This window comes from Saccharibacillus sp. O23 (assembly GCF_002205895.1).
Lineage (GTDB): Bacteria > Bacillota > Bacilli > Paenibacillales > Paenibacillaceae > Saccharibacillus.
The window spans coordinates 215,278-240,822 of the sequence record NZ_NJDE01000009.1 but is presented as its reverse complement, the minus strand read 5'-3'; the positions used below and the strand labels follow the sequence as shown (position 1 = coordinate 240,822).

The 25,545-nt window shown below is 58.1% G+C and carries 24 protein-coding genes; 12 read left to right on the top strand and 12 right to left on the bottom strand.

Annotation, left to right across the window (positions count from 1 at the left end; translation table 11 throughout):
* Nucleotides 1-239 precede the first annotated feature (239 nt).
* A complete protein-coding gene (locus CDO73_RS13105) occupies nt 240-1,478 on the top strand; it encodes an MFS transporter (protein WP_088488967.1) in 1,239 nt (412 codons plus the stop codon).
* 141 nt (nt 1,479-1,619) lie between these two features.
* Here CDO73_RS13105 and CDO73_RS13100 read toward each other — a convergent pair whose 3' ends face one another.
* Nucleotides 1,620-2,750, bottom strand: a complete 1,131-nt coding sequence (locus tag CDO73_RS13100) for a serine hydrolase domain-containing protein (protein WP_256972681.1) — start codon at nt 2,748-2,750, stop codon at nt 1,620-1,622.
* Between the two features lie 224 nt (nt 2,751-2,974).
* On the opposite strand from CDO73_RS13100, the gene CDO73_RS13095 reads away from it, so the two are divergent.
* From CDO73_RS13095 to CDO73_RS13080, 4 genes are read left to right on the top strand one after another with little or no spacing between them, the layout of a single operon-like run.
* A complete protein-coding gene (locus tag CDO73_RS13095; protein WP_088488966.1) occupies nt 2,975-4,099 on the top strand; it encodes a helix-turn-helix domain-containing protein in 1,125 nt (374 codons plus the stop codon).
* Nucleotides 4,096-4,317, top strand: a complete 222-nt coding sequence (locus CDO73_RS13090) for a PLDc N-terminal domain-containing protein (RefSeq protein WP_088488965.1) — start codon at nt 4,096-4,098, stop codon at nt 4,315-4,317. The genes CDO73_RS13095 and CDO73_RS13090 overlap by 4 nt, the downstream gene beginning before the upstream one ends.
* A complete protein-coding gene (locus CDO73_RS13085; protein ID WP_088488964.1) occupies nt 4,314-5,225 on the top strand; it encodes an ABC transporter ATP-binding protein in 912 nt (303 codons plus the stop codon). The genes CDO73_RS13090 and CDO73_RS13085 overlap by 4 nt, the downstream gene beginning before the upstream one ends.
* Nucleotides 5,222-5,992 (top strand): ABC transporter permease subunit, encoded by a 771-nt coding sequence (locus tag CDO73_RS13080; protein ID WP_088488963.1) that lies wholly within the window; start codon nt 5,222-5,224, stop codon nt 5,990-5,992. The genes CDO73_RS13085 and CDO73_RS13080 overlap by 4 nt, the downstream gene beginning before the upstream one ends.
* An 83-nt stretch (nt 5,993-6,075) precedes the next feature.
* On the opposite strand, the gene CDO73_RS13075 is transcribed toward CDO73_RS13080, so the two are convergent.
* Together CDO73_RS13075 and CDO73_RS13070 are read right to left on the bottom strand one after the other, a co-directional pair.
* Nucleotides 6,076-7,353, bottom strand: a complete 1,278-nt coding sequence (locus CDO73_RS13075) for a M20/M25/M40 family metallo-hydrolase (protein WP_088488962.1) — start codon at nt 7,351-7,353, stop codon at nt 6,076-6,078.
* A gap of 132 nt (nt 7,354-7,485) precedes the next feature.
* On the bottom strand, nt 7,486-7,815 hold the full coding sequence (locus tag CDO73_RS13070; protein ID WP_088488961.1) for a winged helix-turn-helix transcriptional regulator: 330 nt from the start codon (nt 7,813-7,815) through the stop codon (nt 7,486-7,488).
* A 120-nt stretch (nt 7,816-7,935) separates the two neighbouring features.
* Between CDO73_RS13070 and namA the strand changes: the two genes are divergently transcribed.
* On the top strand, nt 7,936-8,949 hold the full coding sequence (gene namA / locus CDO73_RS13065) for an NADPH dehydrogenase NamA (RefSeq protein WP_088488960.1): 1,014 nt from the start codon (nt 7,936-7,938) through the stop codon (nt 8,947-8,949).
* Between the two features lie 128 nt (nt 8,950-9,077).
* On the opposite strand, the gene CDO73_RS13060 is transcribed toward namA, so the two are convergent.
* The gene (locus CDO73_RS13060; RefSeq protein ID WP_088488959.1) at nt 9,078-9,524 is read right to left on the bottom strand and encodes a hypothetical protein; all 447 of its coding nucleotides are present in this window, start codon (nt 9,522-9,524) and stop codon (nt 9,078-9,080) included.
* 176 nt (nt 9,525-9,700) lie between these two features.
* Here CDO73_RS13060 and CDO73_RS13055 point away from each other — a divergent pair, with 176 nt between their 5' ends.
* On the top strand, nt 9,701-10,438 hold the full coding sequence (locus CDO73_RS13055) for a cyclase family protein (RefSeq protein ID WP_088488958.1): 738 nt from the start codon (nt 9,701-9,703) through the stop codon (nt 10,436-10,438).
* 174 nt (nt 10,439-10,612) lie between these two features.
* On the opposite strand, the gene CDO73_RS13050 is transcribed toward CDO73_RS13055, so the two are convergent.
* Nucleotides 10,613-11,305, bottom strand: coding sequence for an O-methyltransferase (locus CDO73_RS13050; protein WP_088488957.1), 693 nt, complete (start codon nt 11,303-11,305; stop codon nt 10,613-10,615).
* Between the two features lie 169 nt (nt 11,306-11,474).
* Here CDO73_RS13050 and CDO73_RS13045 point away from each other — a divergent pair, with 169 nt between their 5' ends.
* Nucleotides 11,475-12,377 carry a LysR family transcriptional regulator gene (locus CDO73_RS13045; protein ID WP_088488956.1) on the top strand — a complete coding sequence of 301 codons (903 nt, stop codon included), beginning with the start codon at nt 11,475-11,477 and terminating at the stop codon, nt 12,375-12,377.
* Nucleotides 12,378-12,479: 102 nt separating this feature from the next.
* Here the strand turns inward: CDO73_RS13045 and CDO73_RS13040 are convergent, their stop codons facing one another.
* The gene (locus CDO73_RS13040; RefSeq protein ID WP_179218693.1) at nt 12,480-13,967 is read right to left on the bottom strand and encodes an alpha/beta hydrolase family protein; all 1,488 of its coding nucleotides are present in this window, start codon (nt 13,965-13,967) and stop codon (nt 12,480-12,482) included.
* Between the two features lie 240 nt (nt 13,968-14,207).
* On the opposite strand from CDO73_RS13040, the gene CDO73_RS13035 reads away from it, so the two are divergent.
* Both CDO73_RS13035 and CDO73_RS13030 read left to right on the top strand, forming a co-directional pair.
* Entirely contained in the window at nt 14,208-15,212 is a 1,005-nt protein-coding gene (locus tag CDO73_RS13035; protein ID WP_088488954.1) for an AAA family ATPase, read from the top strand.
* 56 nt (nt 15,213-15,268) lie between these two features.
* Nucleotides 15,269-15,910 (top strand): RNA ligase family protein, encoded by a 642-nt coding sequence (locus CDO73_RS13030; RefSeq protein WP_088488953.1) that lies wholly within the window; start codon nt 15,269-15,271, stop codon nt 15,908-15,910.
* Between the two features lie 103 nt (nt 15,911-16,013).
* Here CDO73_RS13030 and CDO73_RS13025 read toward each other — a convergent pair whose 3' ends face one another.
* The 6 genes from CDO73_RS13025 to CDO73_RS13000 form a co-directional block, all read right to left on the bottom strand.
* Nucleotides 16,014-16,391: a PilZ domain-containing protein gene (locus CDO73_RS13025; protein ID WP_088488952.1), complete on the bottom strand. Its 378-nt coding sequence runs from the start codon at nt 16,389-16,391 to the stop codon at nt 16,014-16,016.
* Between the two features lie 234 nt (nt 16,392-16,625).
* Complete coding sequence (locus CDO73_RS13020; RefSeq protein ID WP_088488951.1) at nt 16,626-17,798, bottom strand: response regulator transcription factor; 1,173 nt, start codon at nt 17,796-17,798, stop codon at nt 16,626-16,628.
* A complete protein-coding gene (locus CDO73_RS13015) occupies nt 17,795-19,600 on the bottom strand; it encodes a sensor histidine kinase (RefSeq protein WP_088488950.1) in 1,806 nt (601 codons plus the stop codon). The genes CDO73_RS13020 and CDO73_RS13015 overlap by 4 nt, the downstream gene beginning before the upstream one ends.
* 9 nt (nt 19,601-19,609) lie before the next feature.
* Nucleotides 19,610-20,491, bottom strand: coding sequence for a carbohydrate ABC transporter permease (locus CDO73_RS13010; protein ID WP_179218692.1), 882 nt, complete (start codon nt 20,489-20,491; stop codon nt 19,610-19,612).
* Between the two features lie 40 nt (nt 20,492-20,531).
* Nucleotides 20,532-21,425 carry a carbohydrate ABC transporter permease gene (locus CDO73_RS13005; protein ID WP_088488949.1) on the bottom strand — a complete coding sequence of 298 codons (894 nt, stop codon included), beginning with the start codon at nt 21,423-21,425 and terminating at the stop codon, nt 20,532-20,534.
* An 84-nt stretch (nt 21,426-21,509) separates the two neighbouring features.
* Nucleotides 21,510-22,865 (bottom strand): extracellular solute-binding protein, encoded by a 1,356-nt coding sequence (locus CDO73_RS13000; protein ID WP_088488948.1) that lies wholly within the window; start codon nt 22,863-22,865, stop codon nt 21,510-21,512.
* A gap of 373 nt (nt 22,866-23,238) precedes the next feature.
* On the opposite strand from CDO73_RS13000, the gene CDO73_RS12995 reads away from it, so the two are divergent.
* Both CDO73_RS12995 and CDO73_RS12990 read left to right on the top strand, forming a co-directional pair.
* Complete coding sequence (locus tag CDO73_RS12995) at nt 23,239-24,579, top strand: APC family permease (RefSeq protein ID WP_088489135.1); 1,341 nt, start codon at nt 23,239-23,241, stop codon at nt 24,577-24,579.
* A 180-nt stretch (nt 24,580-24,759) separates the two neighbouring features.
* Nucleotides 24,760-25,389: a YfbR-like 5'-deoxynucleotidase gene (locus tag CDO73_RS12990; protein WP_088488947.1), complete on the top strand. Its 630-nt coding sequence runs from the start codon at nt 24,760-24,762 to the stop codon at nt 25,387-25,389.
* Nucleotides 25,390-25,545: the final 156 nt, after the last annotated feature.

The following is a 25,545-nucleotide window of genomic DNA, read 5'->3' as shown; positions in this document are numbered from 1 at the left end:
TTTCGAAGAAAGGCACCTCGGAAGCATACGCTAAGCCTTTCGAAATCGGCTAGCTCCCTTTCGACTCCGCGACTTTCGAGCACAACCTGCGGCTGCGGTTCCTCGCAGCCTTTTGGTTTATCTTCTTCAATACTTTTTTCTCTATTATTATACTCTCCGATTTTTTATCATATTTTCATAGGTATAATTATCGATTACTATGGAATTATTATTATATAAGTCGGAGAGGAAGTCTGTTCGTGAAAAAGCGTTTCGGCGGGATCGACCGCATCTATGCGTGGCAGCTCGCCACGATCTTTATCGGCTTTATCGTATTCGGGTTCTCCGAAAACATCAAAGGGCCGGCTATTCCCCGCATTCAATTCGATTTCCGTCTGAACGAAGGCCAACTCGGCACGCTGCTCTCGCTGAACGCGCTGGGCTATCTGCTCGCTTGTTCGTTCACCGCGATTCTGGTCCGCAAATGGGGCATCAAAGCGGTCAGCATCATCGCGTTCGGTTCGATGGTCCTGTCCGGCGTGCTGATCGCGCTGTCGCATCATTATCTGTCATTCGCTTCGTCGTATTTCCTGATGTATATCGGCAACGGCATGCTGGAGATCGCGCTGGCGATCCTCGGCGCGCGCATCTTCGTCAAGAACACCGGAACCATGATGAATCTGTCGCACTTTTTCTACGGATTCAGCTCGACCGTGGCTCCGCTGATCGCGACCGGCCTGATGTCCGTCACCGTATTCGGCTGGACGCTCGATTGGCGAGGCATGTACGCGGTCGTGCTCGCGCTGTGCGTCGTTCCCATCCTGACCGCGCTGCGCAGCCGCTTCCCGGGCGACGATATCGCGCACGAAGACCGCGTTTCGCTCAAGACTTTGATGCGCGATCCGGCGCTGTGGTGGATGGTGTTGATTCTGTCTTTCGGCGTCGTCTCGGAACTTGCGGTCGGCGGCTGGTTGGTCAACTTTCTGGAAAAAGCCTACGGCTGGAGTACCGTTTCCGCTTCGGGCCTGTTATCGATCTTCTTCTTGTGTTTCTCGCTGGCCCGGCTGCTGCTCGGCCCCGTCACCGATCGGATCGGGTTCACGCTGTCGCTGATCGTGTTCGCCGGTTTCTCCGCGCTGTGCACGTTCGCGGCGATTCTCGGCGGAGAGCGGGTCGCTTTTCTGTTCGCCGCGGCCGGGATCGGGATCGCGATGATCTACCCGACGGTCATGGCGTTTATCGCCCGGCGTTATCCGCACGGCAGCGATACGGCGATCACGTTTACCGTCACGCTGATGGGCGTAGGCAGCGTGATCGGGAATTACGTCATCGGAGCCGTGATCGAAGGCGTCAAAAACGCGTTCGGCGCGGAGAGTTCCGTCGGGCTGCTGCGCGGACTTCAAGCGGGGTACGGCTTTATCGGATTATGCGCCGCGCTCAGCGCCGTCTGCGGCATCGTCTTGTACCGGTATTTGAAAAATCGGCAGGAATTGATCTGAGTTTCGTTCAGCCTGCGCGCACCCTATACAAAGAACCGTATCCGAATCTGCACGAAAAACCGCTTCGCGTATCGGCGAAGCGGTTTTTCGGCGAATATAAATCCGGCTTGGTCTTTCCTGCTGCTGAACGTCCGTTCGAACTTATCGGCTTTCTCCTCCCGTCTTCCGTAAGATCTCGCTTTCGATCCCCGAAGCGACGTTCCAAGCCGCGCCGTCGATATTCGCCAACACATGCAGCCGCGTTCCGGATTCCGCGTATACCCGGGATACCATCGAGACGCCGGGATCGAAGCCCATCAGATGCAGGCAGTCGATCTTCCCTTCGTTCAGCCTGATCCAGACTCCGTATCCGTACGCCGATCGTTCGTCTTCATAGATCTGCGGCGTCAGCATCTTCTCGGTCGTCTCCGCGGATAACAAGCGATGACTGAGCAGCGCGTCCCAGAACTTGTCCAGATCGTAAGCCGTCGTATACGCTCCGCCGTCCGGGCCGCCCACGGCCGGCAGCGAGAACAGATTCGTCCGCCAGCCGTCTTCGTCGTCGATATATCCGAGCGCAGTGCGTTCCGGCAGGCGATCGGCGCGGAAGTAGCCGGAGTCTTGCATCCCGGCCGGCTCGAACACTTCCTGCTCCACATAGTCGCGGAATCGCATGCCCGAGACGCGTTCAACGATCAACCCGAGCAGAATATAACCGGAATTGTTGTACGCGAAGCGTTCGCCCGGCTTGAACTTCATCGGCTGATCGGCGAACAGCGGCAGGAAATGTTCGACTTCCGTCATGCCGTACACCGGACGTTCCCGCCACAACTCTTCGAAGTCGTCCATGACTTCTTCGTCGAAATAATCCGGTACGCCCGAACTATGGGTCAACAGATGATGCACCGTGATCGCAGGATCGAACCGCGGAAACGCTCGGCCCGTTCCTTCCGACAACGTCGTATCGAAACTCAGTTTGCCCTGCTCGACCAATCGGCAGATCGCGACCGCGGTAAACATCTTGCAGCCCGATGCGATGCCGAAACGGGTATCCGCCTTGTTCTCCGAACGTTCGCTCCGATTGGCGAATCCGTAAGCGGCCTCGCCGATTTCCGCGCCGTTTCCGATCCGCGCGACGCCGGAAAACGGAACCTGTCCTTCGTCTCCTGCTTCGTATGCCGCCACGCTTCGCTTGATCGTTTCCGCGGCCGCTGCAAGCGACGACGATCGGCTCGCCGCATCCGTCCGCGGCGTCATGCCGATCCCGCCGTCTTTTTCTTTGCTCGAATTCATGTCTTCGATCCCTCTCTTTCTTTCCAGAACACGTCCGCCGCTTCAGCCCAACCTATGCCGTTATGTTACCGGAAACGCTCGGAACAGGATGAACCGTTCTTGCGCTCTCTCTGTCTATTCGCGGTTCGAGTTTCCCGGCGGTTGATTTCTGCCCGCAAAGTATCGCGCCCGTCCATTGAGCCGTTCCGAGCGGGCAGAGATAATAGATTCAGGAGGCGGTACACATGAATTCATTGAACTTTTCCACCAACATCGTCAGCTTGAGACACCGGAAAAAAATCACGCAGGAGCAGTTGGCCGATTTTATCGGCGTGACCAAAGCGTCCGTGTCCAAATGGGAAAACAAACAAAGCATGCCCGACATCTTGATCCTGCCTGTTCTGGCAGCTTTCTTCGACGTGACGATCGACGAACTGCTCGGGTACGAGCCGCAGCTCAGCCGGGAACAAATTCAGAAGATTTACCGCGATCTGGCGGCCGATTTCGCGAGACTTCCGTTCGAAGAAGTCATGGAACATACGCGGGAATTGATCAAAAAATATTATTCCTGCTATCCGTTCCTGCTCCAAGTGTGCGTGCTGTGGCTGAACCATTTCATGCTCGCGGAAGGACGGGAACGTCAAACGGAGATCTTAAGCTCGCTGTCCGAATTGTGCGGGCGGATCATCGAGGATTGCCGCGATATCAGCCTCTGCAACGACGCCGTCATCCTGCGCGCTTCCGTCGATATGCATCTCGGCAAAACGCTGGAAGTCGTCGAAACGCTGGAAGACATACTGAGTCCGCTGCGTTTATCCAATCAAAGCGACTCGCTATTGATTCAAGCTTACCGGATCGCGGGACAGACGGACAAAGCGAACAGCTTTACGCAAATCAGCATGTTCACCAGTCTGCTGTCGCTGGTAAGCGGCGCGACGCAGCATATCGCTATTCACGACGCCGAACTCGACGTCTGCGAAGAAACGATGCGCCGCACGGATCAGGTCATGGACGCTTACCGGCTGGAGAGCCTGCATCCCAACGTATCGGCCTTGTTCAATCTGCAAAGCGCGATCGTATACGCGACGCACGGCAAAAAAGACGAAACGCTGAACCGGCTCGCCCGCTACGCGTCCTGCGTCGCCAAACTGTCGGATCAAGAACCGATTATGCTCAAAGGCGATCGTTATTTCGATGCGATCGAATCGTGGTTCGAACAATACGAGCTGGGCAGCGGCGCGCCGAGAGACAAAAAAGTCGTCATGGACAGCGCGCTGCAAGCTTTGTCCCATCCGGCATTCGCCGCGCTGCAAGAAGACGAGAGCTTTCTCCGCATTCGCCGGAGCTTGACGGAAAGGAGCCGGACATGAACTTCGATTTCGATCTAAGCGATCTGCATGAATTTCTGCCGTTCTTGATTCCGCTGTTCGCGGTGCAGCTTGCGCTGCTGGCGATCACGCTTCGGCATATTCTGACGCACCGCACTTATAGACGCGGCAGCCGGACGCTCTGGGTGGTTGTTGCGGTCGTCGGGATGAACTTCATCGGGCCGATTCTGTATTTTCTGCTGGGGAGGGAAGAAGCTTGAACGATACGCTGATCTTGTCGAAAGTGTCCAAATCGTTCGGCGGCCGAACCGTCGTCGAAGGCGTGAGTTTCTCGGTAAGCCCGCAGACGTTGTTCGGATTCATCGGGCAGAACGGCGCGGGCAAAACGACCACGATGAAAATGATTTTGGGACTGCTGCCCGCGGATCACGGAGAAATTCGGGTGAACGGAGAAAAGGTTTCTTTCGGGCAGACGCCTACCAACCGCCATATCGGCTATCTGCCCGACGTGCCGGAGTTCTACGGATCTATGACCGCTCGCGAATATTTGGCGTTATGCGGGCGAATCACCGGGATGAATGCCGCGCAGATCGAACGCAAATCCGCGGAACTGCTGCATCTCGTCGGGCTGGAAAAAGCCGCATCGCGGATACGGGGCTTCTCGCGAGGCATGAAGCAGCGGCTCGGCATCGCGCAGGCGCTGCTGAACGATCCTTCGCTGCTGATCTGCGACGAACCGACTTCCGCTCTCGATCCGCTCGGACGCAAAGAAATTCTGGAGCTGTTGACGCTTGCCAAACAACGGACCGCGATCTTGTTCTCGTCGCATATTCTTTCGGACGTCGAGCGCGTCTGCGACGAGTTGGTCCTGCTGCATCAAGGCAAGATCGTCCGCAGCGGCACGCTTGAACAAGTCAAATCGGCCGGACGCGATCGGATCGATACGCTGGAAGTCGAATTCCGTTCGGCGGAAGAACTGGCCCGGTTCCGAACGCATTTTCCTCGCAGCCGGATCGAAACGCCTTTTACGGCACGGATCGAAGAATCGGACGAAGACGGAATACTGGATATCATGCGGATTCTGGCGGAACACCAACTGCCTGCCAAACGGATCGAGAAGCTCGAACCGAGTCTGGAAGAACTTTTCGCGGAAACGGTGCACGGATGAGAACATTGACCGCTTTTATGCACAAAGAATGGATCGAGTCGGTACGCACGGGGAAAATAACGCTGCTTGCCCTGTTGTTCGTCGTGTTCGGCATTATGAATCCGGCAGCCGCCAAATTGACGCCTTGGCTGCTGAAACAGATGGCGTCCGGCATGGCGGAAACCGGATTGTCCGTCTCCGAAGTGCGGATCGACGCGTTGACTTCATGGGCGCAGTTCTACAAAAACATGCCGATGGCGCTTCTGATCTTCGCGTTGGCATTCAGCGGCGTTCTGACGAGCGAATACGCGAAAGGCACGCTGATTCCGATCGTCGCCAAGGGAATGAGCCGACGGAACATTCTCGCTTCGAAAGGGCTGATGACCGCCGCTTATTGGACGGTCGGCTTTTGGACCAGCTACGGCATCACGTACGGATATAACGCGTTTTTTTGGGATAACGGAGCGGCGGCCCATTTAACTTTTACCGCATTCGGCTTGTACGCGTTCGGCCTTTGGCTGATCTCGCTTCTTCTGCTGTTCTCGACTTTAGCCGATTCCGGATCCGGCGTCATTCTGGGAACGGTCCTGCTGCTTGCCGCGGTCTATCTGTTGGGCCTGCTGCCGACGCTGCAGGATTACGCGCCCGTCCGGCTGCTCGAAACGGCGAAGCTTGCGGCCGGAAGCGGAGCTCCTTCGGATTATGCGGCGGCGCTGGCGGTCGCGGCTGTCTGGATCGCGGCGAATATCGGGATCGCCGCGCTTCGATTCGACCGCAAAAAAATATAGACCGCGGCAGGCGCTTCAAGCGCTTATGCCGCGGTCTTTTTTTCGGAGCAAGCTCGGATTCGCCGGTTCGGCTTAAGTCTCGTTCAGCCGTTTGCGCCGCGCTTAGGCAGCAGCGGCTTCGTCTCGTCGGCCAAACCGATCAACGCGAGCATCGTCAGCAGAATCTTCTGCACGCCGAGATGCGCGTTCGTCGGATCGTAATATTCGTTCAGCGTATGCGCTCCGCCGAAATCGCCGCCTCCGCCGAGCGTGACGGCCGGAATGCCCAGATGAATCGGAATATTGGAGTCCGTGCTGCTTGCCCCTTCCAGAATCGGACGGAACCCCATCGCCAGTCCGGAAGCGGCGGCCGCCTGCACGATCAGGCTTCCCGGCTCCTGCGAACCGGCCGGCCGATCGCCGACCCGTTCCATCCGTACTTTGATCGCATCGCTGCGGCGCCAACGAGCGTTTTCTTTTTCGGCGGCCCTGCGGAACAAACGCAGCGCTTCGGTCTCCAACTTTTCCAATTCCGCCTGCGAAGTGGAACGCATGTCGATAACGGCTTCCGCCGTCTCGGCGATCGTATTCACCGAAGTTCCTCCGCCGATCAGACCCACGTTGAAGGTCGTTTTCGGATCGCGGGGCACTTCCAGATCCGCGAATTCGGCGATCGCGCGTCCCAGCGCATGGATCGGACTCGGCGTTCCGAAACTGCCGAAGCTGTGTCCGCCGGGACCTTCGAACGTGATCTTATAGCGCTTGCTGCCCGCGGCCAAATAGGTGATCCGATCGGGAGTCCCCGGTTCGATCGAGATAAAACCGTCGATATCGTCGCGCCGCGCGAACAGCGCTTTGACGCCGCGCAGATCGCCGAGTCCTTCTTCGCCTACCGTCGCGCCGACGATCAGATCGCCTTGGGTTTGAATATTCGCTTCGTTCAGCGCGCGCAGAAGAGTCAGCACCGAGGCCAGTCCCCGCCCATCGTCGGAAATGCCCGGCGCGTACACCCGGCTGCCTTCGCGGCGCGCTTTGACGTTCGTGCCTCGCGGAAACACCGTGTCGAGATGCGCGCAGACGACCAGACGCGGCCCGCCGCCCCGGCCCGGCCGTATCCCGAATACGTTGCCGGCTTCGTCGGTCGCGATGTCGCGGACCCCCAGACCGGACAATTTGCGGGCAAACGCTTTGCCTTTTTCTTCTTCTTCGAACGTCGGCGCTTCGATCTCCGTCAGCTCGATTTGTTCTTCGGTCGTCCGATCGTTGTCGGCTTCGAGAAAATCGAAAGCCCGGCGAACGGCGGCGTGTTCGATCAATGCATGCGCGGCCGCGGTTACGGCTTCGGATACGCTGACTTTGGGCGCTCCGGCGGTTTCGGTCATAGGGGGTTCCTCCTCGGAATAAGGGTTAAGTCGGCCCGGCCCGGATCGTCCGCAAGAACGGCACGGTCCGGCAGAGCTCTGCTTCTTTAGCCTAACAGTCGGGACGCCGATCGCGCAAAATGACGCCGAACGTCAGGTTGCATGATCCAGTCCCCAATTGCACATCGCATCCAGTATCGGCATCAACGTCCGGCCTCTGGCCGTCAAAGCGTACTCGACCCGGGGAGGGGTCTCCGCGAACGCTTCGCGGCTTACGATTCCGGCAGCTTCGAGTTCTTTGAGTTGGCTGCTCAACATCTTGTGCGTGATGCCCGGCAAGCTTCGTTTGAGTTCTCCGTAACGCTGCGATTTTTCGCAGACCAGCCGGTAAATGATTCGCATTTTCCATTTGCCGCCGATCAACGACAACGTATATTCGAACGGATTGTCGTTCCGATCCTGCGCTTCGCCCGCCTGCTGCATGGTCCTCGCTCTCCTTTCGGTGCGTATCGCACTTTATTGTGCATACTGCCGGTTTCGCCGATCGGGTTCTATAATCGATTGTAACGGACTCGCGAGCCGCTCACCAGAGGAGGACTGCATATGTTGTTTACGCCGATCGAAATCGGAAATCTGCTGCTCAAAAATCGGATCATGATGGCGCCCATGGCGACGGGGTTCGCTGCCGAAGACGGCATGCTTCGGGACGAGCATCTCGTGCATTACGCGTCCCGCGCGGTCGGTCAAGCCGGCCTGGTCATGCTCGAATCGACCGCGATCTCCCGGCCGGGCAGAGGCATCCCCGCCAATCTGGGCTTGTGGGACGACGCCCAGATCGAAGCGATGCGGCAATTGAACGTCCTGCTGCATCGTATGGGTTCGAAAAGCGGCATCCAGCTCTGGCATGCCGGACGCAAAAAAGAAAACGACTCCCCGGAAGAACCGGCCCTGTCCGCGTCCGGTCTCGCTTACGAAGGCCGCCCCCGGCAAGCCATGAACGAAACGGAGATCGCCGAAGTCGTCGATTCGTTCGCGGCGGCGGCCCGGCGGGCCCGAGCCGCCGGATTCGACGCGATCGAGCTGCACGCCGCGCACGGATTTCTGATCAACGAATTTCTGTCGCCGCTGACCAATCGACGGACCGATCGGTACGGCGGAAGCCGGCGCAGCCGTTATCGGCTGCTGGGCGAGATCGTCGAAGCCGTCCGAGCGGTCTGGACAGGCGCGCTGTTCGTGCGGATCTCGGCGGAAGAATATCATCCCGAAGGCAATCATGTCGAAGACCACGTCCATTATGCGCGCTGGATGAAACAGCAAGGCGTCGATCTGATCGATTGCAGCAGCGGCGGCGTGCTGCCGGAAGCCCCGCCGGTCTATCCCGGCTATCAGGTGCCCTACGCGGAAACGATCCGCCGAGCGGCCGGGATGCCTACCGCGGCCGTCGGCTTGATCGAGACCGGCAAACAAGCCGAAGAGATCTTGCGCAACGGTCGCGCGGATCTGGTCGCGATCGGACGCGGCCTGCTGCGCAATCCGTTCTGGACCGTCGAAGCGGCCCGAAGCTTGAATATCGAACTCGAGATTCCTCGCGCGTACCGTACCGCTTGGCGAGCCTGATGACGATCCGCTGCCGCTCTGCCGGCCGCGCAAGCAGGTCGCTCAGGCCGCGCCGCAGAGCTTGAGCGCCGAACCGGGATTCGGCAATGATAAACAGGCGAACGGACTCGCTCCGTTCGCCTGTTCGCTTACGCTTCGTAACGCTTTTTCAGCCGGGCGAATCGGCGATTCTTTTCTTGCACGCCGGCGAATCCCCACACGACGCTGAACATGATCAACAGCGCCGCCGTTCCGGCGCGCAGGCCCGGCGTCAGTTCGGTCAGCATCTGCCGGGGCGAAATGCCGGTCAACATGATTCCCGACGCGACGATCGCGATCAGCAGAATCAGCGATTTGACCGATTCGGCCAACAAAGTTCCCCATTTTCCCGTCTGCGTTTTGCGCGACCAGCGGCGGTAGAAGCGCTCGTCGCTCGGTTTGCCGGCTGTCAGCCGAAAGCCTGCCCAGATTGCCGCCGCAGCCACCACCGCGTAATAGATCCCCGGATGCCCTACCGCAATCTTGAGCGGCAGCAGCAGCAGAACCGCGATCAGCCCTACGGCCGTCGCGATCCGCGTCGTTTTGTCGAATTCCATGATTCCCGTTCCTTTCCGACTTTTCTTGATCGAATCGCTTATATGCCCTAACCCTAGCATACCCCCGGCCAAAACGGAACGGAAACCGTCCAACGCGATTCCGCCCGAACGCTTGCTTCGTCGAAACGTTTGCCTTTATAATCAAACGTTAAAAAGGAAAAAAGAGGTGGGTACTCATGACCAACGAACTCTTGGACGCGCTCAAACTGCTCAAACAAAAACAATGGATCGACCTGACCCACGCGTTCGGCCCGGATTCCCCGCATTTCGCCGCTTTCGCGGCCGCCGAATTCGAGACGCTGTTCACGCATGACGACGGCTTCTTCGCTCAGCGGTTCAGTTTCCCCGGCCAATACGGCACGCATCTCGACGCGCCGATCCATTTCGTGCGGGATGCCCGTTATCTCGACGAATTGGATCTGAAAGAGTTGGTCCTGCCGCTCGTCGTGATCGACAAATCGCGGGAAGCCGCGGCAGATCCCGATTATTCCCTGTCCGTCGCCGACATCGAAGCTTTCGAAGCCGAGCACGGCGAGATCGAAGCCGGCTGCTTCGTCGCGCTGCGCACCGATTGGAGCAAGCGTTGGCCGAGTCAGGAGAAATTCGAAAACAAAGACGCCGAAGGCCGCAACCATGCGCCGGGTTGGTCGATGGAAGCGTTGAAGTTTCTGTTCGGCGAACGCCGGATTCAAGCGGTCGGGCACGAGACGTTCGATACCGATTCGGCGGCGGATTATACGAAGAACGGCGCGCTGCTCGGCGAATATTACGTACTCGAGCAGGACGCCTATCAAGTAGAGCTGCTGAAGAATCTCGATCAGGTACCGCCCAAAGGTGCCGTGATTTTCAACCTCGTGCCCAAAGCGGAAAAAGCGTCGGGCTTCCCGGTCCGGTCGTTCGCGATTCTGCCTTGAGCAGGCTGTCGGGACACGAACTCTGCCGCAGCAGCGCCGAATCCGGACTTCGATGATTTAAACCCTATCTTCGACTGCGCGCGACAAAAAAGCAGCCGTTCGTCTCGACGGACGCGGCTGCTTTTTGCTGTTTTTCGGCCGGTCGGCCGCTTTTGCGTTCGATCCGGCGGTTCGTCAGCGGACGATGCCGATCACGAATCCGTCGTAGCCTTTGCCGCCGACCGTTTGCAGCGCCGTCGCTTCGATGCGCGGTTCGTTCTCGAGCAGATCGAAGAATCGGCGTACGCCCTGTACCCGCTCGTCTTCGCTGGTTTCGTCGATCACTTCTCCGCCTCGGACGATATTGTCGCCCACGATGACGGTTCCCGGGTTCGACAGTTTCAGCGCGGCTTGCAGATACGCCGGATTGTTCGGTTTGTCGGCATCGATAAAAATGAAATCGAACGGCTCGGCGCTTTCCGCGATCAGCGCCTCCAACTGCTCGCGGGCTTCGCCGACGCGAATCTCCACGAGCCCGTCTTCGATCCCCGCGCCGCGCAGATTGCCGCGCGCGACTTCGGCATGCAGCGGCTCCAGTTCCAGCGTGACCAACCGGCCGCCTTCCGGCAGAGCGCGAGCCATCCAGATCGTGCTGTAGCCGCCGAGCGTGCCGATCTCCAGCACGCGCCGCGCTCCGTTCATGCGAACGAGCAGCTGCAGCAGCTTGCCTTGAAGCGGCGAGACGTCGTAAGCGGGAAGTCCGGCGGCTTCGTTCGTTTCGAGCGCTTGCGTCAATGCAGCGTCTTCCGGAATCAGCCGCTGCTCCAGATAACGGTCGACTTTCGCCCAAGTATGCGGACGTTCTTGCGGATTGAGGTTTTCGGTCATCAGAATCACGTTCCTCTCGTAGGGAAGATTTTCGATCAGGGAAGCGGCCGGAATTCGAAGCGGCGTTCCCCTTGCACCTTCAGTGTAGACGAAAATCAAAGATAAATATAATATATCTTCATCTCATAATCATAAATAAAAAGTATGAATGAATCGGAGGAACAGCATGATGAATTTGCACGCGCTGCGCTTATTTTACGAGACGGCTTCGCTGGGCAGCGTGACGCGCGCTTCGGAGAAACTCAACATCAGCCAGCCCGCGATCACGGCGCAGATCAAGAAGTTCGAGCAGGAACTGGCGCTTCCGCTGCTGCGCCGCGAAGGGCGCGGCATCGCTTTGACCGAAGCCGGCCGCGAAATGCATCGGTTGGCGGGCCGCCTGTTCGCGGCCGAGCGCCGCATCGAAGACTTCGCCGCGTCTTATGCGAGCGGCGAAGAAGGCAGCGTGAACATCGCCGCCACCTACCTGCCGGCGAACTTCCTGCTGCCGGGCTGGATCGCCGCCTTTAAGCGGCGGCACGAGCAGGTCGAGCTGTCGGTCACGACGACCCATGCGGGCGGCGCTTTGCAGCGCCTGCTCGACCTCAAGGCGGATCTCGCCGTCTACGGCGGCCAGCCCGAACGCCATTCGGACGAGATCGAGGCCGAAGAGCTGTTCCGCGACGAACTGTGGTTCGTCGTCGCGCCGGAGCACCGCTGCGCGAACCGCGTCGTCTCGCTCGCCGAGATGATGCGGGAGCCGTTCGTCATGCGCGGCGAAGGCAGCTCGACCCGCGAGCGGCTGTTCGCGCTGTGCCGCACGCACGGGCTGCCCACGCCCCGCGTGGCGCTGGCGTTCAGCGGCCTGCCCGAAGCGATCCGCGCGGTGGTCGCGGGCTACGGCGCGAACTTCGTCTCGTCGCTCGTGGTCCGCGATCAGGTCGCGCGGGGGGAGCTCTGCCGCGTCTTCGTCGAAGACGCCGCTTTGCAGAACGTGATCGCCGTCTGCACCCGGCGCGGCGAAGCGCTGTCCCCGGCGGCCGCGAATCTGCTGGAGCTGATCCGCAGCTTCAAGAGCGGCGCAGCCGAATAAGACCGGAGCGGCCGGCCGATTCCGCGCCGCGCGCGATGTCGGTCCGGACAGGCTCCGGTCTGTTTTATGCTATGCTTGTTTTATTCTTTCGCATGCGACCTCTTATCCTTTGATCAGCGTATGCTCCGTTCCTTCGTTCGCTTCGAGAGCGGGCAGCTCCGAAGGTTCCCCTTTCAAATACTTGTCGAAAAAGGCGGCCGCATAAGATTCGATGACCCGGTGAGCGCCGAGCGCGTCCAGACCGGACGCCGCGGACAGCAGCGGCGAATACAGCGGAGCGTCGGAAAAGCTCGTATGGTCGGCATGGCGCAGCGTCAGCACGTAATTGCCGCCTTCCGCCGCCCGGGCCTGCCGCTTCAACAGTTCGCCCACGGTCGCTTCGTACTGCTCCCGGGAAGCGCCGATCGCGGCCAACTGCTCCTCGCTCATGGCGTCCGGAGCGAACGTGCCGTCCGCGCGGATCAGCATGAACGGTCGGCCGATGCCTTCCGGCGCGCGCAGCGATCCGTAGAACCCACCGTCCATATCGATACCCGCCCGAAGCCGTTCGTCGCCCAAAAGCATCTGTACCGCGGCCGCTCCGCCCAGAGAATAACCGACGATGCCGGCGCGTTCAAGATCCAGACTCCCCGCGAACATGCCGGCCGCTTCGCCGGTATTTGCTTTCGTAGACGTTCCCCCCGAATCCGCGACTTCTTCCAGCTTATCCAGAACGAACTTGACGTCCGGTACCCAGACTTCGTCGGCCAACCGGTCGAATGCGCCGTTATCCAGCGTCTGTCCGGCATCCGCATAAAACGGCATGATCGTCCCGTCCGGAAAAACGGTCGTATTCGTTCCTCCGGCATGTTCGATGCCGACCACGATATACCCGCGCGAAGCCAGCTGTTCGGTCAGAAACGTACTTTGCCCGCTCCAGCCGCGGTTGCCGTGCGAATAGATCACGACCGGATACTTCGGTTTCTCCGCCGACAGCGGAGCGTCCGGAATCGAACGGCTTCGTACCAGCCGCATGCTGTCGAACAGCAGCGCCGGAATGTTTTCGCTGCGTCCCAACGCTTCCGCGAATGCTCGCGGATGCTCCAGATAAGGCGCGGGCTTGTCCGAAGCCTTCGCGTCCGCCGGATACCAGAACTGTACGAGCAGTTCTCTTCGCTTCCCGGAAGACTGCGCATGCACCTGCGGTCGCGACTCGTCCGTCCAAGCGTAGGTGACCGTTCCGACTCGGTAAGGCCCTTCGAGCGGCTCGAACTTGAATACCGGCAGCGCGATCGGCAGCATGACCGCCGCCGATCCGTACAACAGCGCTGCCGCTCCGGCCGCGATTCGGATGCCCGGGCGATGCCTACCTGCCTTTTCCTGCCTTTCTGTTCGCCTGCTGCGCAGCAGCAGAACGGCAGGCAGCAGCGTCAGCGCGTACAACGGAATCATCTCCCATCTTGCGCCTTCGACGACCAGATGCACGATCAGCAGCCCCGCCGACACCGCAAAAGCGGCAGCCGATCTTCTTCTACGCTTCAACGCGCCTCGACAGGCAAAGATCAGAATCGCAAGATTCGCTACAGCCAGCCAGATTTCCGTATTTCTCAAACGTCTACCTCTTCTCTTTTTATTTAACACATTCGTATTATAAAACGGTGCGCTAAATAATACAACTGTACTAAAAAATAAGGTAGGCGTGTCGACGAAAGGAGGACGACGTGAAGCTCGATCCGGAAGATTCGCCGCGGGAACGGTACCGGTAGTCCCGGTACCTTCGCGGCATGCGCAAACCTGCTCGATTAGGGTATAGTAAGAAAGGGACCGCCACCGAAAGGAGGTGAATTCCTGATGAATACGATTCATATGCTGATCGGCATTCCCGGCAGCGGCAAAAGCGTGCACGCGCGAAGACTGGAAAAAGAAACGCGCGGCGTCATCGTCTCCAGCGATGCCATACGATTACGTCTGTTCGGCGGCGAGTCCAAGCAAAAAAACACCTACGTCATTTTCGACGAGGCATTTCGCGAAATCGGACAAGCGCTAGCCGGCGGACGCGACGTGATCTTCGACGCGACGAACGTGGACCGCGATCGGCGGAGCAAGTTCCTGAAACGGTTCGCCGATTACCCGGTCGAAGCCTATTTCTTCGATACGCCGTACGAAACGGCGCAGCGGCGGATCGCGGGCCGCAAACGCAAGTTGGACGACAAGATTCTGTCCAAATACGCGAAGAATCTGCAATTTCCGCTGCTCGGCGAAGGGTTCTCGGCGGTGCATCTGGTACACGCGCAGTCCGATGAAACGGCAAACGGCTTTTCTTCGGACGATCGCGGCCGTTCGGCCGACCGGCTCGAATCCGCCGACATCGAAACGCTGCTGCGCGCGCAGGCCGGACACGACGAGCTGTTCGCCTGCCTTTCCCGTCACCCGCTGTTCGCGCAAATGCTCGGCTACGATCAAGGCAACCCGTTCCACAGCCGAACGTTGTCGCAGCACACGTACGCGGTGCTCGAATACGTGAACGCTTTTTACGAAGAAGAAGACCGCCTCGCCATGCAGTGGACGGCTCTGCTGCACGATATCGGCAAGCCTTTCTGCAAAGTGTGGAAAGAAAACCGCGGCTACTTCTCTTACTTCGGACACGAGCACGTATCGGCGTCGATCGCCTGCCATCTGTTGACCGAACTCGGTTACCCGGAAGCATTCGCGTCGGACGTGGCAAGCCGCACGGAGCTGCACATGGAGATTCTGCACGGCAAAGACGCGGGCGCGTCGAACGTCTATCACTTGATGGGCGGCGAGATGCTGGCGAAGATGTACTTTTTTGCTCAAGCCGACGAATACGGGAAATAAGAAGACCGAATCAGTACGCGAAGATCGGATCGGAAAGGATTCAACGAGGTGATTCCATGAAAATCAAATATCCCAAAACGATGCATCTGCCCTGGTCGCGCAGCTACACGGACGACGACAAGATTCTGAGGGACACGAAGCATTTCGAAGGACGGGAAGTCGTGGTCACGGAGAAAATGGACGGAGAAAACACGACCATGTATCCGGATCATATCCACGCCCGTTCGCTCGACAGCAAAGACCATTCGTCGAGACATTACGTCAAGACGCTGCACGGAGGCATCCGCTATCTGATTCCGGAAAACTGGCGGCTGTGCGGAGAAAACATGTATGCCGAACATTCGATTTATTACGACGCGCTTCCGGATTATTTCCTGCTGTTTTCCGTTTGGAACGAACGCAACGTCTGCTTGTCTTGGGACGATACGGAGCAGTTGGCGCAGGAACTCGGCATCAAGACCGTGCCGGTCCTTTATCGGGGCGTCTGGGACGAGAAAGCCGTCAAAGCTTGTTACACGCGCATCTCCGAATGCGGCGGCGAGCAGGAAGGTTACGTGGTGCGTCTGGCCGATTCGTTCGCCTATGACGAGTTCAAACGCAGCCTCGCCAAATTCGTGCGTCAGAACCATGTTCAGACCGACGATCATTGGCTCAGCAAGCCGGTGAATCCGAATCGATTGAAGTCTTCCGAACGCTAGAAAACAAATAAGCCCATTCATCGCCGAATGGACTCGAAAGGAACGATGATCATGTAATCCGCAGCGAAAGTCCCGAATTCACGAAAATCTATATTTTTCTTCGTTACATCACCCGAATCCGATTGGCTCCCGCCAACCCTCTGAGTTCCAACTGCAGGCGATCTTTCTGATCTTCCGGCACGTTCAACTCCACTCCGTAGTAATCCCGTCCGTTCTCCTGTTTGTTCCAACGAAGCTGACCTTCGAAATGCAGCGGTTCCTCGTTCAATACGAAATCGAGCGCGACGCAGATCCGATTATGCCCGACCGGAATTTCCAGCGGCAGCGAGACTAGACAGCCCGAGCGGCTGATGTCGTGCATGTAAGCCTGCACCGGCTTGCGCGGCGCGGTCGTGAAATTCAAGCTGACGATATACAACTCGAACGCGATCGGTTCATCCAATACATAACGAAACGGCGATTTTCTTCGATTTCCCGCCATGATGCGCCTCCTCCATATTCTGTCAAACCTATTTTTTCTTATATTCGGCTCGCTCGCTTGGAAAGTGAAGAGATTCTCAAGCAAGCCGGCAAAATCTCGACGAAAGTCCCTCTTTCGGGCGTCGTTTTTCGGGCAAAAAAAGAACGCCGGGACCATCGGCCCAAACGTTCTGCGCATGCCGATCGGCGCACGCAAAAAGAGAGCCTGACGGCTCCCTTGTCGTTAATGCGCCATTCAACATTTGCTTCGGATCTGCTCCCGGTACTCCGACGGCGTGCAGCCGATTTTCTTGCGGAACACCTGCGAGAAATGCCGCACGTCCGGATAGCCGACCCGCTCGGCGATATCGCCGACCTTGAGTTCGGACTCGCCGAGCATCTCCATCGCCCGGTCCAAGCGGATCTGGGTGATATACTCTTTGAATCCCTGCCCGGTCTTCTGCTTGAACAATTGGCTGAAGTAGGCCGGGTTCAGATAGACGACAGAAGCCACTTTCTCGAGCGACAATTCCGCGCCGTAGCGCGCCTTTATGTACTGCAGCGCCACTTCGACCGCCTGCTCGCCGCCGCTCGCGTAATGGTCGTAGACCTGATATTCCGACGATTCGCGCATCCGCTGCACTTCGCCGGGCACTTTCGACGGGTCTTCGATTTTGGCGGACAGCAGCAGTTGGAACGGCTTTTTCAAGTAACGTTTGAGATAATTGCGCAGTTCTTCGTTGAGCGAAGACAAGCTTTTGCCCGGAGCCAGCTTCACCAGGCCGAGCAGGCTTTTGGCGTCGATGCTCGCCACGAAGCCGCCGCCCGCCGAAGCGATCAGCTCGTTCATGACGTTTTCCACGATAAAATGCTCCAGCTTGGTGTCGCCGTCGCTCTCCACGTGCACCATCAGCAGATGGAAATCCGGGTACGCCTCGGTAAAAGAAGCCAAGTCGATGCCGCCCAGATCCAGCCCCGACGCCCAACGGGCGAACACGGCTTCGCGCAGGAAACGCAGATTCTGCTTCAGCAGTTGATTTTCTTTCGCCCGAACGTTGCTCTCCGCCACTTCTTCGCTCATTTTCTTGACGAGTTCGACCAAGATGTCTTTGCCGATCGGCTTCAGCAGATAATCGCGCGCGCCCAGCCGAACCGCTTTCTTGGCATATTCGAATTCCGAGTAAGCCGAGATCACGACCCATTTGGCGTCCGGATGCAGCGAACGCGAGACTTCCATCAGTTCCAGCCCGTTCATGCCCGGCATTAACACGTCGGTCAGCACGAGGTCGATCATCTCGCCTTTGAGCCGCTCCACCGCATCGATCGGCCCTTCGGCCAGAATGACGCGGTGCTGGGGAAAAGAGCGCTCGATCGTGCGTTGAATCCCGCTGCGGATAATCGGTTCGTCGTCGACGACGAGTATGTTCACGTCAATCCCTCCTCGTCGGGCAGCGGGAAGGTCACGCGAACCTTCGTGCCGGTGCCCGGTATGCTGTGGATGGTCAATCCGTACGCTTCTCCGTACAGCAGGCGGATACGCCGCTGCACGTTCAGCAGTCCGATTCCGGTCCGCCCGCCTTCCGATAACATTTCGGCCGCCTGCGGATAATCCAGCAGCCGTCTCAAGCGGAACAAGGTCCATTCGTCGATGCCCGCCCCGTCGTCTTCGACCACGATATGCAGACGGTCTTCTTCCGCTTGGGAATAGATGCGCAGCGTGCCGCCTTCGCGCAGCGGTTCAAGTCCGTATTTGACGGCATTTTCGACGATCGGCTGCAAAATCATCTTCGGCACGGGCGCGTCCAACCATTTCTCTTCCACGTCGATCTGCGTCAGCACGCGGCGGCCCAGCCGGGTCTCGATAATGGTCAGATACGACTTGAGCTGTTCCAGCTCGAGCCGCAAACGAACCTTCGCCCCTTCTTCCCAATCGCTGCTGTAACGGAACATTTTGGACAACGATAAAATGACCCCTTCGAGCCGATCGTCGCCGCCGCGTTCGTCCAGCATCCAATAGATCATATCGAGCGTGTTGAACAGAAAATGCGGATTGACCTGCGATTGCAGCGCTTGAAGCTGCGCGTTCTTCTCGCTGATCGACGCCTGCTTGATGCCTTCGATCAGCCCGTCCATCTCCCGCACCATGCGATTGAACGAACCGACCAGCACGTTGATCTCTTCGTAGGACTCGATATGCACCTGACCTTTGAAGTTGCCGGTCTCCACCTGCTTCATCTCGCGCACCAGCCGCTTGAACGGCAGCGAGAACGAACGCGAGACGATCGTCGACAGAATCGTCGCCGCGACGATCAGCGCGACGATGACCGTCATCAGAAACTGCTGCGTCTCCCGCAGTTCCAGCTTGAGGTCGCTCTGCGGCGAAGCGCGCAGAATGGTCCATCCGTTCTTCTCGACCTGCCCGGCGGTCAGCAGCCAATCGCCGCTCTCGCGGGCTTGAATATCGCCGGGGCGAAGCGCGCCCGGCCAATCGACAGGCACCGAAGCCCAAGCTTCCGGCTCCGAACCGGTGCGGATAATCTCGTGGCCCGAGCCGTCGCGAATCTCCACCTGCGTATTCTCGCCCAGACTGGCGTTGGACACGGCCGACGTGATCGCGTCCGCTTCGACTTCGATCAGCACGTAGCCGACCGACTTCAGTTCTTCCAGCTCGAACACCTGACGTCCGAACGCGAACACCGGACGATCCGTCCAGCCGCTCATCAGCGATTCCGGATACACGCCGAGCCAGCGGATATCGCCCTGCGAACGCTTCAACTCCATGAACCAAGCTTTGTCGGGATACGTCTGGATCGACGCTCCCGTGGAACGCACGAAGCTGTACACTTTGCCTTTGTCGCCTAAGATATGAATGCCGACGATATCGCTTCGCGAATAGAAAATGGCGCCCAGAATATCGGTGATCCGCCGCTCCGCTTGAATCTGCGCGTTGGACCCCGAAGACGGATACGACTGGCTGAGCAGCCGCATCAGTTCGCCGTTGCTGTTCAGCGTCTTGGTGACGCTGTCGTAGCCGTCGAGCAGCTGCTCGAACAAAGCGACGGTCTGGGACATGTTTTTTTCGGCCAGGGCTCCCACTTGATCCCGAACCTGCTCGGTCGCCCGCTGATAATAGACGAGGCTGACGATCAGCAGAAGACCGAGCAGGCTGAACAGGAACACGGGAAACAGCCGGCCGTAGATCGTGTTTAGGCGTTTCGTTAAGCGTCTCATGACTCCATCTTAACCCTTAACCGCACCTGCTACCATGCCTTTGGTAATTTTTTCAGCAAGCAGGAAGTACACGACGATAACCGGCAGCGCGGCAAGGACCAAGAACGCGCCGATCGCGCCGTAGTTGACCGAATATTGGCTGACGAAACTGTATACGCCGAACGGCAGCGTCTTGAGTTTTTCCGAAGAAATGAACGTCGCGGCCAAGATGTATTCGTTCCAGACGTTGATGAAAGTCAGGATGCAGACGGTCATCATCGGCGGAATGGATACCGGCAGAATGACGCTGCGGAAGATGCGGAACGCGCCCGCGCCGTCCATGATCGCGGATTCTTCGATCTCGTGCGGGATGCTTCGCAGGAAGCCGCTCAAGATGAACACGGCGATCGGCATCTGGAACGCCATATAAGGCAGGATCAGCGCCAGATGGGTATCGAGAATGTGCAGGTTCTTGAAGATGATCATCAGCGGCAGCAAGGTGCCCTGCATCGGGATCATCATGCCGAGCAGGAACAGCAGCATGACGAGTTGACCGTATTTCCAACGGAACCGCGTGATGGCGAATGCCGCCAGCGAGGACAACAGGATCACGCCGGCCATCGTGGTGATGGTCACGAACAAGCTGTTGCCGAGATAACGGAAATAGTTGCCGCCTTCGACGGCGCCTTGATAGTTGCTCCACTGCCACTGGGCCGGAAGAGCGAAGAAACTGCCCGACAGAATCTCCTCGTTCGTCTTGAGCGAGTAGATGAGCAGCCACAGCAGCGGATACAGCTGCGTGACGAGCAGGATGCCGAAGAAGACGAAAGCGATCACCGTCTTGAACGAGACTCGGCGGCCACGGACTTTAAGCGCGGGCTTGGAGCCCGCGGAACTTGCGAACTGGCTCATGGGCGCAGCCCCCTTTCCTTCATGATAAGAGGACGGCGGTTTAGGAATACCGCTTGTCCAGACGGTTGAACAGCGCGTTGATCAATACCGTGGCGATCAGGCACATGGCGATGAGCACGTTGGCGATGGCGCTTCCGTATCCGTATTTCATCGTGATGAACGACATGTTGTACATATGGCTTGCGAGCACTTCGGTCGCATGCGCGGGTCCGCCGCCGGTCATGACCATGATCAGGTCGAACGACTGGAGCGAGCCGATAAAGGACAGGACGATCGAGATCTTCAGGATCGGCAGCACCATCGGCAGCGTAATGTAACGGTCCGCCTTGAAGCCGTCGGCTCCGTCGATCTTGGCCGCCTCGTAGATTTCGCTCGGAATGTTCTGAATGCCGGTGAATTGGATCAGGATGTGATAACCGAGATACTGCCACAGCGAGACGAGAATGATCGAATAAATGGCGATCTTCGGTTCGGTCAACCACGAATGGGTCCAAGATTCCAAGCCGAGGCTGGTCAGAATCCCGTTGATCATGCCGCCCATCGAAGCCGGGTTGTAGATCGTTTTCCACAGTTGGCCGATGATGGCGACCGACAGGATGACCGGCAGGAAATAACTCGAGACCAAGAAATTCGGACGACGGACGAAACGGGTGATCAGAACCGCCACGAACAGCGCGATCGGAACTTGTACCAGCATGGAGAATCCGGCCAGCGTAAACGTCCGGCGCACGGACGGCCAGAACACGGAATCGTGCGTAAACATCTTGACGTAGTTGTGGAATCCGACGAAGGTCGATTTGCCGATGCCGTTCCAATCGAGCATGCCGCTGTAGAGCGAGACGAGGATCGGGACGAATACGAGACCGACATAGACGATCAAGCACGGCAGGATGAAGGCCGCGATCGTCCAGCGGGATACTTTTAATACATTCACGCGGAGTTCTCCTCCTTCAAGAGCGCCGCCGAAGAAGAGAAGGGACCCGCAGGTCCCTCCTTCTGTCGATTCGGCCTGCTCTTGTTATTTGTTGTCTTCGTAAGCCGCTTGCAGTTCTTTGGCTACTTCCGCCGGATCTTTCTGTTCCACGAACAGGCTTTGCGTACCCGACAGATGCGCTTGCGTCGTGCCCGGGTTCATCGTGTTGTCGAACGCCAAGTCGCCGCCTTTGACTTTTTTGAACAGATCCAGCACGTTCATCGCCATGTCGGAATAACCGGCCGCTTTGAAGTCGCCGTCCACGTTCTGCGCGATGCCGACTGCGCCTTTGGCTTCGAACGCTTCTTTCGGGAAGTTCAGCATGAAGTAGTTCAGGAAGTCTTTCGTTTCTTGCAGATGCTCGCTGTCTTTGGAGATCGCGAACGCGCTGCCCGGAGCCAGCATGAATTCGTCCGGATTGCCTTTGCCGCCGACCGTCGGGAATTGGAAGACGCCGACGTTGCCGTCTTTGCTCACTTCAGCGGTTTCGATGCCGCCCGTTGCCCAGCTGCCCATGTAGTACATGGCCGCTTTGCCCGTTTTGAACAAGTTCTCGCCCGCGTTATAGTCGAACGACGTCGCGCCGTCTTGGAACGCGCCCGCTTGGACCAGATCTTCGAACGCTTTGATGGCTGCGACGTAAGCCGGATCTTCGAACGTCTTTTTGCCGTCGAGCACGTCTTTCAGGAAGCCCGGGCCGCCGTTCGTTCTGAGCAGGATGTTCATGAACAGGAACGAACCCGTCCAGCTGTCTTTTTCGCCGATGACCATCGGCTGAATGCCTTTGCCTTTGAGCGTCTTGACGGCTTCGAGCATTTCTTCGAAGGTCGTCGGAACTTTGACGCCGCCTTCTTCCATCAGCTTCTTGTTGTAGTACACGACGCCGATGTTGTTGCCGTCCGGCAGCGCGTACAGGTTGCCGTCGAATGTATAGTAATCGAGGATGCCCGATTGGAAGGTATCCTTAAGTCCGTTTTGCTCCACCATGTCGTTCAGCGGCGCGAACAGGTCGGCGTCGACGAACGGCTGCATTTGCGCGGCCGGGTTGACGACCGTGATATCCGGCACTTCTTTGGAAGCGGCCTGCGTTTTGAGCTTCAGTTTCTGTTGGTCGGTGTTCAGCGAATCGAGTTCGATCTTGACGTTCGGATGTTCTTTCTCGTAAGCGTCGACGATCTTCTTCATCATTTGATTCTTCGGATCGCTGGCGTCCGGATAGATGTTCTGGAACGTGATGGTGATATTCTCTGCCGGTTTCGACGAGTCCGTCGACGCGTTGGCCGCAGGCTCCGTCTTGCCGCCGTCGCCGCTCGCATTGTTCGTCGTGCCCGAACCTCCGCCTCCGCAGGCGCTAAGACTGAATGCCAGGACGCCGGTCATTGCCATGCCAAACCATTTCATCTTTCTCTTTGTCACGGTATTTCCTCCCCTTGGTTCATGGTTTGAATCACCTTGCTTCGTTATTATGGCCTTACCTGTAAACGCATACAATGGAAATTATTCAGGGACGATGTTTGTTTTTTCGAGGTGCGCGGCGGTGAATCGTTTCGTTCGGAGCAAACGGCAGAGAGAAAGGGCGAACCTCGGTACGAAGCTACAAAAGATGTCATATTCTTCGCCGCGCAAAAGTGATAAAATGGTTCGGTCGGTCCGGCGGACGCTTTACGGCGGATATCCGCTTTCCCGGTTTACCGGGGTGCTTCAAAAAAGCATGCTGTTTGCCGACCTTCTTCTTAACAAGTTACCAGCTCCGTCGAAAGGAAACGTGAACATCTTGTCCAAACTACCCGATTCTTCCTCCGCAACCGGCACCGAACTCCGAAAATCGGTGACCTTCCTCGAAGCGATGGCGATCGTCGTCGGCATGATCATCGGCTCCGGCATCTTCTTGAAGCCGGGCATCGTGCTCGCCGATGCCGGTTCGTTCGGCCTGTCTATTCTGGCTTGGGGAGCCGGCGGCATCATCACGCTGGCTTCCGCCTTGTCCGTCGCCGAGATCGCGGCGACCATTCCGAGAGCCGGCGGATTATACGCCTATCTCGAAGATCTGTACGGCGAAGCCGTCGGTTTCCTGCTCGGCTGGGTGCAGGCCGTGATCTCTTACCCGGCTTCGGTCGCGGCGCTGGCGATCGCGTTCGCTTCGTATTCGGGTTATTTCCTGCCGATGAACGGCTGGCAGCAGAAGCTGCTCGCGATCGGCATCCTGCTGTTCATTCTGCTGATGAACGTCATCTCGACCAAATACGGCGGCATCATCCAACTGCTCGCCACGGCCGGCAAACTCATTCCGGTCGTCGGCATCGTGGCGTTCGGCCTGCTCTCCGGCAGCCAGCCCGGCTTCGCGGGCGTATCGGGCCTTGCGACGGGCGCGGCGGCGGGCTTCGGCGCGGCGATCCTCGGCACGCTCTGGGCTTACGACGGCTGGATCGGCGTGACCAACATGGCCGGCGAGATGAAGAACCCGGCCAAGACGCTGCCGAAAGTCATCCTGATCGGCGTGTCGTTCGTCATCGTCGTCTACGTCCTGTTCAATCTGGCGATCTTCCGTTCTCTCTCGTTCGAGCAGATCGTCTCGTCGCCGACGCCGGGCGCGGACGCGGCCCAAGCGCTGCTCGGCAGCGGAGGCGGCGCGTTCATTACGGCCGGGATCATCGTATCCGTGCTCGGCGCGCTGAACGGCTACCTGATGACCGCGGCGCGCGTCCCGCAGGCGATGGGCGAACGCGGCATCGTGCCGTTCTCCGGTTTCCTGCGCCGGATTCATCCGCGTTTCGGCACGCCGGCGAACGCGCTGATCTTCCAAGCGGCGCTCGCGATCGTCTACATCTTCTCGGGCACGTTCAATACGCTGACCGATCTGCTCGTGTTCGTGCTGTGGATCTTCTTTACGGCCGGGGTGTTCGGCGTGTTCGTCCTGCGGCGCACCGTCGGCACGGAACCGGGTCGCTACCGGGTACCTCTGTACCCGATCACTCCGATCGTCGGAATCGCGGGCGGCTTGTACATTCTCGTCAGCACGCTGATGGACAGCCCGGTTCGCTCCTTGATCGGCATCGGCATCACGCTGATCGGGCTTCCGGTCTTTTATTGGATGAAGCGGCGGACCAGATCGTAAAAGCGTTCCTTCAACCGCAAAAAGCAGCGCGTCCGCTTGGGACGACGCTGCTTTTTCGCGTTTCGCCGCAAGTTTGACGTCCCGTTAATGCTGCGTTGACTCCTGCCGAACACGGCCCGTTTATACTGAAGACGAACCCATCCATATTCCGACACTTACATGCAGAAAGAAGGCACATTCATGGGAATTCATCGTTATTTCCGCTCGCTCGACGGGCTGGAACGCATCATTCGCTGCCCCGGCAGGTTCAAGTTCGAAGAACACAGCGTGGCCGCGCATTCTTGGAAAGTCGTGCAGTACGCCAAGACGCTGGCCAACATCGAAGAACAGCACGGCGCTACGATCGATTGGAAAAAGCTTTACGAGATCACGAGCAGTCACGATTACGGAGAGATTTTTATCGGAGACATCAAAACGCCGGTCAAACATTCTTCGCCGGAACTGCGCCAGTTGATCCAGCAGGTCGAAGAAGGCATGATCGCGCATTTCATCGAAGAGCATATTCCTGAGGAATTCAAACCGATCTTCCGCAGACAGCTGCGCGAAGGCAAAGACGACTCCGTCGAAGGCTTGATTCTGGAAGTCGCCGACAAGATGGATCAGGTCTACGAAGCGTTCGCCGAACTGCAAAAAGGCAATACGGAAAAAGAATTCGTCGTCATGTACCGCAACGCGCTGGTCAAGATCAAACGGATCAAGCTGGCCTGCGTCGATTATTTCCTCGAACATATCCTCCCCGAGATGATTAATGAAGAAACGCTGTCGCCGGTCGACCTTAGAGCGATCACCGAAGAAGCGCTGGCTCAATAAAGCGCTTTTGCGCGCCATTTAGAATACCTTTTGCCAGAAACGTTCCCGGACGCCGTCCAGGGGATTTTTTGTCTTGCGGAAAGAAAAAAAAGTTCTGCCGCGACGCGCAAAAAGCCGTTTTCGCGAGGAATGGCATTCCCCCGATAACGGCCAAAA